This window comes from Paenibacillus sp. JCM 18996, assembly GCF_055392555.1.
The window spans coordinates 1389347-1400921 of sequence record NZ_AP043884.1 but is presented as its reverse complement, the minus strand read 5'-3'; the positions used below and the strand labels follow the sequence as shown (position 1 = coordinate 1400921).

General features: G+C 53.2%; 9 protein-coding genes. 6 read left to right on the top strand and 3 right to left on the bottom strand.

Annotation, left to right across the window (positions count from 1 at the left end; all coding sequences use genetic code 11):
* Window positions 1-8: 8 nt before the first annotated feature.
* Window positions 9-2018 carry a DNA topoisomerase IV subunit B gene (parE, locus tag ACZ5N7_RS06870; RefSeq protein ID WP_464658365.1) on the top strand — a complete coding sequence of 670 codons (2010 nt, stop codon included), beginning with the start codon at window positions 9-11 and terminating at the stop codon, window positions 2016-2018.
* A gap of 13 nt (window positions 2019-2031) precedes the next feature.
* Entirely contained in the window at window positions 2032-4485 is a 2454-nt protein-coding gene (parC, locus tag ACZ5N7_RS06865; protein ID WP_464658364.1) for a DNA topoisomerase IV subunit A, read from the top strand.
* 12 nt (window positions 4486-4497) lie between these two features.
* Here parC and ACZ5N7_RS06860 read toward each other — a convergent pair whose 3' ends face one another.
* Window positions 4498-4665: a hypothetical protein gene (locus tag ACZ5N7_RS06860; protein ID WP_464658363.1), complete on the bottom strand. Its 168-nt coding sequence runs from the start codon at window positions 4663-4665 to the stop codon at window positions 4498-4500.
* A gap of 240 nt (window positions 4666-4905) precedes the next feature.
* Between ACZ5N7_RS06860 and ACZ5N7_RS06855 the strand changes: the two genes are divergently transcribed.
* Complete coding sequence (locus tag ACZ5N7_RS06855; RefSeq protein ID WP_464658362.1) at window positions 4906-5310, top strand: MarR family winged helix-turn-helix transcriptional regulator; 405 nt, start codon at window positions 4906-4908, stop codon at window positions 5308-5310.
* A gap of 39 nt (window positions 5311-5349) precedes the next feature.
* Here the strand turns inward: ACZ5N7_RS06855 and ACZ5N7_RS06850 are convergent, their stop codons facing one another.
* Together ACZ5N7_RS06850 and ACZ5N7_RS06845 are read right to left on the bottom strand one after the other, a co-directional pair.
* Window positions 5350-6045, bottom strand: a complete 696-nt coding sequence (locus tag ACZ5N7_RS06850; RefSeq protein WP_464658361.1) for an RluA family pseudouridine synthase — start codon at window positions 6043-6045, stop codon at window positions 5350-5352.
* A 3-nt stretch (window positions 6046-6048) separates the two neighbouring features.
* Window positions 6049-6912, bottom strand: coding sequence for a class I SAM-dependent methyltransferase (locus tag ACZ5N7_RS06845; RefSeq protein ID WP_464658360.1), 864 nt, complete (start codon window positions 6910-6912; stop codon window positions 6049-6051).
* Between the two features lie 190 nt (window positions 6913-7102).
* On the opposite strand from ACZ5N7_RS06845, the gene glgB reads away from it, so the two are divergent.
* The 3 genes from glgB to glgD all read left to right on the top strand — a co-directional run bounded on the left by glgB (window position 7103) and on the right by glgD (window position 11459).
* Entirely contained in the window at window positions 7103-9034 is a 1932-nt protein-coding gene (glgB, locus tag ACZ5N7_RS06840) for a 1,4-alpha-glucan branching protein GlgB (protein WP_464658359.1), read from the top strand.
* A gap of 153 nt (window positions 9035-9187) precedes the next feature.
* Window positions 9188-10342, top strand: a complete 1155-nt coding sequence (locus tag ACZ5N7_RS06835; RefSeq protein WP_464658358.1) for a glucose-1-phosphate adenylyltransferase — start codon at window positions 9188-9190, stop codon at window positions 10340-10342.
* Window positions 10343-10349: 7 nt separating this feature from the next.
* Complete coding sequence (gene glgD, locus ACZ5N7_RS06830; protein WP_464658357.1) at window positions 10350-11459, top strand: glucose-1-phosphate adenylyltransferase subunit GlgD; 1110 nt, start codon at window positions 10350-10352, stop codon at window positions 11457-11459.
* The last annotated feature ends 116 nt before the right edge of the window (window positions 11460-11575 follow it).

Genomic DNA, 11575 nt, shown 5'->3' with positions numbered 1-11575 from the left:
GCACATTGATGCCTGAACAATTGGATTTATTCTCGCAATCGGCGGCGCCTGCCAAACAGCCTCCCTCTGTCGGGACCGCTGTTTACGCGGGAACATACGAAGCCGATGACATACAAGTGCTTGAAGGCTTGACGGCCGTCCGCAAACGGCCCGGGATGTATATAGGCAGCACCAGCACGTCAGGCCTGCACCATCTGGTGTGGGAGATCGTCGACAATGCGGTGGACGAGCATCTGGCGAAATTTTGCTCCAAAATTGAGGTCACACTCCATAAAGACGGATCGGTTACGGTTTATGACAACGGCCGCGGAATCCCGACGGGAATGCATAAAACCGGGATTCCGACTCCGCAGGTCGTGTTTACGATCCTGCATGCGGGCGGCAAGTTCGGCGGCTCCGGCTACAAGAAATCAGGCGGCTTGCACGGCGTCGGCGCTTCCGTGACCAACGCCCTTTCCGAATGGCTCGTGGTCGAAATTTTCAGAGACGGCAAGATCCATAAGCAACGGTTCGAATATTGGGTCGATGAGCACGGCAAGGAGCATGTCGGCGAACCTGTGACGGGCCTGGAAGTGACCGGGAATACGAACAGGACCGGCACGAAGGTCACGTTCAAGCCCGACAGACGCGTGTTTCAAGGTGGAACCGCGATCAATTATGACACGCTGGCCGAGCGCCTGCAGGAAATTGCTTTTCTCAACTCCGGCTTGACGGTTGCCGTGAAAGACGAGCGCAGCGGGAACGAGGAAGTCTTCTCTTATGAGGGCGGGGCCGCCCAGTTCGTGAAATACCTTAACGAGGATAAAACCGTGCTCCATGACGTGATACATTTGTACTCCGAGAAGGATGAGATTGAAGTAGAAGTAGCGCTGCAGTACAATGACGGCTACACTGAGACGATGGCATCGTTCGTCAACTCGATTCCGACCCGGGGAGGCGGGACTCACGAAACCGGCTTCAAGACGGCCTACACCCGCGTGATGAATGAATATGCCCGCAAGAATGCCATCCTGAAGGAAAAGGAAAAAAATCTCGAGGGAGCGGACCTGCGCGAAGGCATGATGGCGGTCATCAACATCAAGATGGGCGAAGTGGAATTCGTCGGCCAGACGAAGGACCAGCTGGGCAGCGCGTCGGCCCGAAGCGTGGTGGACGCCGTCGTATCCGAGAGGATGTCCGTATTTCTCGAGGAAAACCCGGCTGTTGCGCAGATGGTTCTGAAGAAAGCCGTACAGTCGGCGAAGGCAAGGGAAGCGGCGCGCAAGGCCAGGGAGGAAGTGCGCAGCGGCAAGAAGGGCAAGAGCGAAAGCTCCAACCTGGGCGGCAAGCTCACCCCTGCCCAGTCCAAGGATTATGCGCGCAACGAGCTGTTTATCGTGGAAGGCGATTCCGCGGGCGGTTCGGCCAAACAGGGGCGCGATTCCAAGCATCAGGCCATTCTCCCGCTGAAAGGGAAGCCGATGAATCCGGAGAAGGCCAAGCTTCTGGACATCCTGAAGAACGACGAGTACAAAGCGATCATATCGGCGATCGGGGCGGGGGTCGGCCCGGAATTCGCGGCCGATGAAACCAATTACGGCAAGGTCATCATCATGACAGATGCGGATACTGACGGCGCCCACATCCAGGTGCTGCTGCTCACGTTCTTTTACCGGTACATGAAGCCTTTGATAGACAGCGGAAAAGTGTATATCGCCCAGCCGCCGCTTTATAAAGTGACCAAAAAATCAGGCAAAGCTGCGGTCGTCAAATACGCCTGGACGGACGAGCAGCTTCAGAAGCTCAGCAAGGAGCTTGGCAAGAACACGGAGCTGCAAAGGTATAAAGGGCTTGGAGAAATGAATCCCGACCAGCTGTGGGAAACGACGATGGATCCTGAATCCAGAACCCTGCTTCAAGTGCAGATCGAAGATGCCGCCAAAGCGGAACGCCGCGTGTCGACATTGATGGGCGACAAGGTGGATCCCCGCAAGCGGTGGATTATAGAGAATGTGGACTTCACGGAGTTCGAGGAGTAGAGGTGGCCCGTAGGTGGATAACATTTTAGAACAATTTTTACCGGCGTTTCTCGAGGAAGTGGTCGGGGACCGTTTCGGACGCTATTCGAAATATATTATTCAGGACCGCGCCATCCCCGATGTGCGCGACGGCCTGAAGCCCGTGCAGCGCAGAATTCTGTATGCGATGTACGATGCAGGCAACACGCATGACAAGCCTTACCGCAAATCGGCAAAGACGGTCGGGGACGTAATGGGCAATTACCATCCGCACGGCGATTCTTCGATTTACGAAGGGATGGTCCGCATGGCGCAGCCGTGGAAAATGGGCCATGTGCTCATTGACGGGCACGGCAACTGGGGATCGCTCGACGATGATCCGGCGGCGGCCATGCGCTATACCGAAGCCAGGCTGTCCGAGATCGCTTCTGAGCTTCTGCGCGATATAGAGAAGCGCACCGTACAGTTCAAAGATAATTTTGACAACACCACCAAAGAGCCCGTAGTCCTGCCCGCCCGGTTTCCCAATCTGCTCGTGAACGGGGTGAGCGGGATTTCTTCCGGCTTTGCCACAGAAATCCCTCCGCACAATCTAAGGGAAGTCATTGACGCCTGCATCGCAGTCATCGACAATCCCGCAATTTCCTTATCGGATCTTATGGCTATCATCAAAGGGCCGGACTTTCCCACAGGCGGCATCATCATGGGGGAAGACGGGATCCGCGACGCATTCACGGGCGGCAAGGGCCGTATCTATTTGCGCTCTAAAACGGCTATTGAGGATATGCGCGGCGGAAAGCAGCAGATCGTAATTACGGAGATTCCGTATCAGGTGGTGAAATCAAGGCTGGTTACGGCCATGGAGAATATCCGTCTGGAAAAGAAAGTGGAAGGCATTGCCGAAGTAAGGGACGAGAGCGGCCGCAATGGCCTCAGGATTGTGGTGGAGCTGAAGAAAGACGCCGACGCCCAAGGCATCCTTGCCTTTCTGCTAAAGAAAACCGACCTCCAGGTTGCGTACAACTTCAACATGGTGGCGATCGTCAACAAGCATCCCAAACAGCTGGGGCTGAAAAGCATGCTGGATGCATACATCGAGCACCAGAAGGAAGTCGTCACCTGCCGTTCGCAGTATGAACTGGAAAAGGCTCTTGACCGCGCGCATGTGCTGGAAGGGCTTGTCAAGGCGCTGAACATCCTGGACGAGGTCATTGCCGCTATCAAAGCCTCCAAGAACCGCCAGGACGCGCAGAACAACCTCGTGGTTCAATTCGGTTTCACCGAGCGGCAGGCCGACGCGATTCTGGTCCTGCAGCTTTACCGGTTAACCAATCTCGAAATCCATTCATTGGAGAAGGAGCTCAAAGATGTCCAGAAGACGATCGCTTACCTTCAAGGCATTCTTGGCTCCTCCAAGCAGCTGTTCCAGGTGATTAAACAGGAAATGACCGAAATCCGCAGCAAATACGGCATTGACCGCCGCTCCGAAATACAGGGCGAAGTAGAGGAACTGAAGGTTAACCTGGAAGTGATGGTCAGTCCCGAGGATGTCTTCGTCACCCTTTCGAGCGAAGGATACATCAAGCGGACGAGCAAGCTTTCCTTTACCCGGTCTGGCGGGGATCTGGGCAGCTCCGGAGTCAAAGAGGGCGACTTTATCCGCTATTTATTCGATATCAATACGATCGAGAACCTGCTTATTTTCACAAGGAGAGGGCAGTACTTTCTGCTGCCGGTCCATCAGGTTCCGGAATACAAATGGAAAGAGAACGGCACCGCGATCGTGAATGTGATAGGGATTGCCAAAGAAGACCGGATCGTGAGCGTCATCCCTGTCAAAGACTTCGAACAGCCAGGCAAGTCCCTGGTGTTCGTGACCAGGAAAGGCCAGGTCAAACGAACCGAGCTCAAGGAATATATGACCAACCGTTCCAACGCACTGGTTGCAGCCAAAGTGGCGGAAGGCGATGAGCTTGTGCAAGTGCAGCTTTCCTCCAACAATCAGGACATCCTGCTTGTGTCCAGGCAGGGAATGAGCATCCGGTTCAAGGAGGAAGAAGTCAACTCCATGGGCCGCGCAGCGGGAGGAGTACGCGGCATCCAGCTGAAAGAGGATGACGAGGTGGTTGCCGCGGAATGGGTTCCGAACTGGATCGACGGCGAAGAAGGCCAAATTCTTGCCGTCTCCGGCCACGGCTATGCCAAAAGATCGCCGCTCATCGATTACCCGCTCCAGGGACGCGGAGGAAAAGGCGTCATAACCTTTGAATTCAAGGACGGAAAGCGGCTAAAGCCGAGCGGCTCCCAATTGGCCGGCGCATTCTATGTGAAGGAGCCGTTTATCATCACAGCATTGCTCGGAAGCGGGGAAAGGTCTTCCCTATCTACAGAGAAAGCTCCGTTAGAAGACCGCAAATCGACAGGCAAGCAGGTCGTATCGATGGGGAAAACCGACCAGGTCACCGGCCTGATGAAGCTGCCCGAATGAGGGCGTACAAAGTCAGTCGTAGCTCTGAGTCGGCGGATCCAGCCGGTCGATCAGCTTCAGCATCATTTCCAGTACGGCCCACAATGGTATGGACTCGTTCAAACGGTCCAGCCACTGCGGGTCGTTTATTATTCCTTCCTTCATTGCCTGCTCCGCAATAGTCTTTTTGTACTCTTCCATCGTTCATCCCTCCGTAGGGTCCTATTTTTCCGAGCGAATTCGACAAATTCATCACTCCGTCGCCGTTAGGCGCCAGCCTATAGTTTTAGTGTATGTAGAATAGCGTCAGAACGTGATTACTAAGATCGAATCATGTCCTAAAATATTAATGCCATAAAACTATTTTCCGCCAAAGAACAATGCTATAATTTAGACAAGTTAAAAGATTAGGTATTCTGTTATTCCAGGAGTGATTGCGCAATGTACTATAACGATTTTTCCAGACTGTGGATGAAGCTCAGCAAAGAAATGAAATCCCATATGGAAACGGAACTTGCTCCTACTCTGACGGAAAGCCAACTGAACTTGCTTGAATTGATGAAAACGAATGGAAAAATGAAGCCGTCCGACTTTATCGAGCATTTGGAAACGACGCCAGCGGCCATTACGACTTTGCTGGACAGGATGGAGCGGAACGAGCTCATTGTGAGGGAAAGGGACGAGCGGGACCGCAGAATCGTCTGGGTGACGATGACGGAGAAGGGAATGCGGGAATGCGAAAGAGGCGCCCAAGTGCGCAGCGAGTTTCTGCACGGCCACCTGGGCCGCATCTCTCAGCATAACCAGCAGCTGCTTGTTTACCTGCTCGGCAAAGTTGCCAATTAGACCGGCACCTTGCGGGCCGGGAGGCTCTTAGGTTCAATTTTAAGCAAGAGAAGTCCATAGGTTCCAAGGATATTCCGCGGGCGGTTCCGACTGAAAGCTCATCCGCTCCTTAAGGACTGGATGCGGGAACTCGAGCTCCGTTGCCCATAGGGAAATCTGTTGGCCCGGTTTGTTTACGGATGCCCCGTATTTCTGGTCGCCGTACAGCGGACAGCCTTGATGTGCGAGCTGCACGCGGATCTGGTGGGGCCGGCCGGTATGAAGATGAATTCGGACCAGGCTCAAGCCATCGGATTCAGCCAATACCTCGTAATCGAGAACGGCTTCCTTGGCTCCCGGATGGGCTTTGTCCACGACGGTCACGGTGTTCGTCTTCTCGTTTTTGAGCAGGCAGTCGGTGAGCCGGCCGCGGGAGCCCTGTAATTTCCCGCGGACTACCGCTGTGTAGGTTTTGTTAAACGACCTTGTTCTCACCGCGTCGGACAACCGCGAAGCGGCCTTGGACGTTTTGGCGAAGACCATCACCCCGCCGACCGGCCGGTCCAACCGGTGAACCAAACCGAGAAACACATTGCCGGGTTTTCCGAACCTGATCTTGATGCCGTCTTTAAGCACACTAAGAAGATCGGGATCCTTGGACTCGTCTTCCTGGGTGGGCATGTTGACAGGCTTCACCACAACGAGCACATGGTTGTCTTCGAACAGGATGGGAATGGAAGGAGCAGCGCGCGACACGGCTTATTCCTCCCAGCGGGCGAGAATTCCGCACGGCAGCATCAGCTTTGTGGCTGTGGCGGGCAGTCCGATTTCTCCGCTCGTAATCCGGCCGCCGAATTTTTTGTGCAGGGTCAAGGACAGGATATTGTACAGCACGGTGGAAGACAAGCCTGTCGTGTAAGAGTTGATCAGCAGGAACAGCGGCCGGTCGGACAAGATGGAGGCGCAGCTCTGTATGAAGGGGAACAGATCGTCCTCGAGCTTCCATGTTTCGCCGTTCGGTCCCCGGCCGTAAGACGGCGGATCCATAATAATCGCGTCGTATTTGTTTCCCCGGCGCTGTTCCCTCTGTACAAATTTAAACACATCGTCCGTAATAAAACGCACGGGACGATGGGCCAGCCCGGAAAGATGCAGGTTCTCTTTGGCCCACTGCACTACGCCTTTGGATGCGTCGACGTGGACCACCTCCGCACCGGCAGAAGCGCATGCAACTGAGGCACCGCCGGTGTAAGCGAACAGATTGAGCACCTTCACCGGACGCCCGGCCGAACCGATCTTGTCCATCATCCATTTCCAATTGACAGCCTGTTCGGGGAACAGACCCGTGTGCTTGAAGCCCGTCGGTTTGATGTGAAAAGAGAGCCTGCCGTAGGAAATCGTCCATCTGTCCGGAATCTCCGTCCGATATTCCCACTCGCCGCCTCCGGAGGCGCTGCGGTGATAGTGGGCATCCGCCTGTTTCCAGGCCGGTGTCTCTTTATCCAAGGGCCATATAATTTGAGGATCGGGACGGCGCAGAACTACCGGGCCCCAGCGCTCCAGCTTTTCACCGCTTCCCGTGTCGATCAATTCATAATCTTTCCAATCGTCTGCAACAAACATTGAGCAAAAACCTTCTTTCGCTGAGATCTGCGATTCATCCGCATCCATAGATTTTCATTCTACAACACCGGTTCACGAATATCCAATATTTACTGTACCCAACTTATTCAAAAATGAAAAATCGGGTTAATATATTTAAAAATCGTTTTGATGATATGGTTGTTGATTCTACTAGAAGGAATGGTGCAAAATGGAAAGCCTGGTCCCCAGTTCCCACGATATGTTCCTGTTTCATGAAGGCAGTTTACACCACAGTTATAGAATGCTAGGAGCCCACATGATGGAATGTGAGGGGAAGAAAGGTGTGCGGTTCACAGTTTGGGCGCCGCATGCCCGGGAGGTTAGGGTAGTAGGTGACTTCAACGGATGGAACGGCACGGACTATCTTATGGACAAGCTCAACGAGACGGGGATCTGGTCTTTATTCGTGCCCGATCTTACGCAAGGGGAGAGGTATAAGTACGAAATTCTGACTCCCCACGGCACGCTGATGCTGAAGTCGGATCCGTATGCCTTTTACTCCGAAGTAAAGCCCTTGACGGCGTCCCGGGTGTACGACCTGGAAGGCTATGAATGGAGCGACAGGGCGTGGCAGAACGGCAAAAAGAAAAAGCCGTCCTACAACGCGCCCATGAATATTTATGAAGTACATATGGGTACGTGGAAAAAGAAAGAGAACGACGGTTACTATACATATAGGGAGCTCGCAGAGGAGTTGGTGGACTACGTGGCGGACCTCGGCTACACCCATATCGAGCTGCTGCCGCTGATGGAGCATCCGTACGACCGTTCATGGGGTTACCAGGCGACGGGATATTTTTCCGTCACGAGCCGGTTCGGAGAGCCGAAGGATTTCATGTACTTTGTGGACTGCTGCCACCGGAAAGGAATCGGCGTCATCATGGACTGGGTCCCCGGCCATTTCTGTAAAGACGATCATGGCCTGAGGCAGTTTGACGGACTCCCGGTATACGAATATGAGGACCCGGCCAAAGCGGAGAAGCATCAATGGGGAACGCTTACTTTTGACTTCGGAAAGCCGGAAGTGGTCTCTTTTCTCATATCGAACGCGGTGTTCTGGATGGACAAGTTCCATATTGACGGGCTTCGCGTAGACGCCGTGGCGAGCATGCTGCTGCTTAACTTTGGCAGAGCTGATTACGAACAGAAGCTGTACAACAAATACGGCGGAGAACAAAATCTGGAAGCGGTGGAGTTTATCAAGAAACTGAATACCGCCGTGTTCCAATACTTCCCGCAGGCATTGATGATGGCGGAGGATTCCACCGATTGGCCTAAAGTGACCCACCCCGTGGACGAAGGCGGTCTCGGGTTCAACTATAAATGGAACATGGGCTGGATGAACGATATGCTGAAATATATGGAGATGGATCCTTTATTCCGCAGCTTCAATCACCGGCTCGTTACGTTCTCCTTCATGTACGCCTTCTCCGAGAATTATGTGCTGCCATTGTCACATGACGAGGTGGTTCACGGCAAGAAGTCGCTGCTGGACAAAATGCCGGGCGATTATTGGCAGAAGTTTGCCTGTCTCAGGGCTTTCTATGGGTATATGTTCGCCCACCCCGGCAAGAAGCTTCTTTTCATGGGGGGAGAATTCGGGCAGTTCAGCGAGTGGAAGGATCTTGAGCAGCTGGACTGGGTGCTGTTCGATTATGATATGCACCGCCGGATGTTCGAGTATGTCCGCGACTTGAACCGCTTGTACCTGTCCGAGCCCGCTCTTTGGGAGCTGGACCACCAGCAGGAAGGGTTTGACTTCATAAGCCCGCACGACCAATCCCAAAGTGTGGTTGGCTTTCTGAGAAAAGGAAGCAAGGAGAGGGAATGGCTGCTGATCGTAAGCAATTTCACTCCAGTTGTCCATCCGGACTACCGGATCGGGGTTCCCGTGGCCGGCACCTATGAAGAAATCTTCAACAGCGACATGGAAGCTTACGGGGGATCGAACCAGTACAACGGGCTGCCTCTCAAGACCGAAGAGGAGGAATGGCACGGGCAGCCTTATATGCTCCGGATGATTGTGCCTCCCCTCGCCACGGTGGTCATTAAGCTCAAAAGAAAGGCTAGAGCCAAAGGCGCGAACAAGAACGGCAATTAAAAACACCCGGTGGTGCGCCGCGAGCAAATTAGCCGGACTCGTCTCACGGCGAGCGACGGGGTGCAGGGTATGTGTTGCCTGCAGACGGCAATAAAAGCGGCGAGCAAGTGAACGGTACCAAAAAGACGTATAGCAGAGAGAGGATGGAAGCCGATGCGCAAAAAGGAATGTGTGGCCATGCTGCTTGCTGGCGGCGAGGGAAGAAGATTGGGCGTATTAACCAAACAATTGGCCAAACCGGCTGTCCATTTTGGCGGCAAATACAGGATCATCGATTTTACATTGAGCAACTGCACGAACTCGGGTATAGACACCGTCGGTGTGCTGACCCAGTACCAGCCTCTCGTGCTTAATACTTATATCGGAATTGGCAGCCCATGGGACCTGGACCGGAAGGACGGCGGGGTGACCGTACTCCCTCCGTTCGTCGAGCAAAAAGGCGGAGACTGGTATAAAGGTACGGCCAACGCGATCTACCAGAACATCAGCTTTATCGAGCGGTATAATCCGGAATACGTCCTTGTCATTTCCGGGGACCATATCTACAAGATGGATTATGACAAAATGCTCGATTACCACAAGCGTAAAAATGCAGACGTTTCCATTGCAGTCATTGAAGTGGGCTGGGACGAAGCGAGCCGGTTCGGAATCATGAGCGCGGATGCTGACGGAACGATCACGGAGTTCGCTGAGAAGCCGAAGGAGCCGAAGAGCAATCTGGCTTCGATGGGCGTATACATTTTCACTTGGGAGGTTCTCCGTCATTATCTTCGCAAAGATGAGCAGAATCCGGAATCTTCCAAGGATTTCGGCAAGGACCTCATTCCACTTATGCTCAGCGAAGAAGCCAAAATGTACGCTTATCCGTTCGAAGGCTACTGGAAGGATGTCGGTACCGTGCGCAGCTTGTGGGAAGCCAATATGGACCTGCTGGACAACGAGCCGGAATTGAATCTGAACGATAAGCACTGGCGGATTTACTCCCTTAATCCTTATCAGCCCGCTCAGTATATCGCGCCAACGGCCCAAATCCGCAGATCCCTTGTGAATGAAGGCTGCGCCGTCTTCGGCGAAGTGGACCATTCCGTACTGTTTTACGGCGTTCAGGTGGGGGAAGGCAGCTATATCAAGGATTCCGTTATTATGCCGAATGCGCGGATCGGGGAGAATGTCACCATCCACCGTGCGATCATCGGGGAAGGTACGGTCGTTGAGGACGGTTGCACGGTCGGCGGCGAGGACACATCCGGCGAGATTATGCTGATCGGCGGGAACCAACGGATTACGACTTCAAATCAAAGGGGATAACAATTATATGAAACGTATCATGGGAGTCATTAATCTTGTGAATGAACCGGATGATTTGGAAGAACTCACCTATTACCGGTGCGTGGCTTCCGTTCCTTACGGCGGTAGATACCGGCTGATAGATTTCGCGCTCTCCAATATGGTCAATTCGGGAATCGAAAATGTGGCTGTGTTTACACACCATAAATACCGTTCGTTAATGGATCATCTGGGATCCGGCAAAGAGTGGGATCTGGACCGCAAGCGCGGCGGCTTGTTCCTGCTGCCTGCGGTGCTGGACGAGCCTTCGGGCATGTCGCGGGGGGACTTGTTCCAATTTTACAGCCATAGGGACTATTTTCACCGCGGACCGGAAGAGTATGTGGTCATCTCGCGCTCCCATATGATCTGCAATCTCGATTATAACGAGGTGCTGAGACACCATGAAGAAACCGGCGCGGACATCACGGTGATTTATAAGGAAAAAGATTCGCTGGAGATGGGAAAGCAAAGGCGCATGGAAGTCGATGAGGACGGTCGCGTCCTGGTGATGGAAGATCAGCTGGGTAGGCTGAAGAGCAGCAAAATCTCGATGGAAATGTATTTGATGAAGAAATCGCTGCTTCTGGATTTGGTGGAAACCTCCCTGGCGCGGGGCTGGGACCATCTCGTGAGAGATGCGATCATGAAGAACGTCCGCAAGCTGAATATTTATGGCTATGAGTTCAAAGGGTATCTGGGCATCATCAACTCCATCCAGAACTATTACAAGCACAGTATGGAGCTGCTCAATCCCAAAATATGGCGCGGGCTGTTTCTTCAATTCAACCCTATTTTTACCAAAATCAAGGACGAACCGCCTGCCAAATACATGGACAACGCCACGGTGAAGAATGCCCTGATTGCCAACGGATGCGTCATTGAAGGCAAAGTGGAGAACAGCATCCTGTTCCGCGGCGTCAAAATCAGCAAAGGCGCTTATGTCAAGAACAGCATCATCCTGCAAAACTGTGAAATCGAAGAAAACGTGATCGTGGAGAACAGCATTCTGGACAAAGATGTGTTCATTTCCAGAGGACGTGTGCTAACTGGAGATTCCAAAGCGCCGTTTATCGCCGCGAAAACGAAAGTGATATAATTCGATGTCATTACTCAGAAAAACAATAGTGGAGGAGTAAAGGCGTCCGCTGCATGAAAGCGCTTGATATGCCGGTACCTGCTGCGGCCCCTTTTCAGCCTGCCGCTTATAAAGGA

Coding starts and splice junctions, on each gene's coding strand:
- parE (WP_464658365.1), top strand. CDS start 9: ATGCCTGAACAATTGGATTTATTCTCGCAATCGGCGGCGCCTGCCAAA.
- ACZ5N7_RS06860 (WP_464658363.1), bottom strand. CDS start 4,665: ATGGAAGAGTACAAAAAGACTATTGCGGAGCAGGCAATGAAGGAAGGA.
- ACZ5N7_RS06855 (WP_464658362.1), top strand. CDS start 4,906: ATGTACTATAACGATTTTTCCAGACTGTGGATGAAGCTCAGCAAAGAA.
- ACZ5N7_RS06845 (WP_464658360.1), bottom strand. CDS start 6,912: ATGTTTGTTGCAGACGATTGGAAAGATTATGAATTGATCGACACGGGA.
- glgB (WP_464658359.1), top strand. CDS start 7,103: ATGGAAAGCCTGGTCCCCAGTTCCCACGATATGTTCCTGTTTCATGAA.
- ACZ5N7_RS06835 (WP_464658358.1), top strand. CDS start 9,188: ATGCGCAAAAAGGAATGTGTGGCCATGCTGCTTGCTGGCGGCGAGGGA.
- glgD (WP_464658357.1), top strand. CDS start 10,350: ATGAAACGTATCATGGGAGTCATTAATCTTGTGAATGAACCGGATGAT.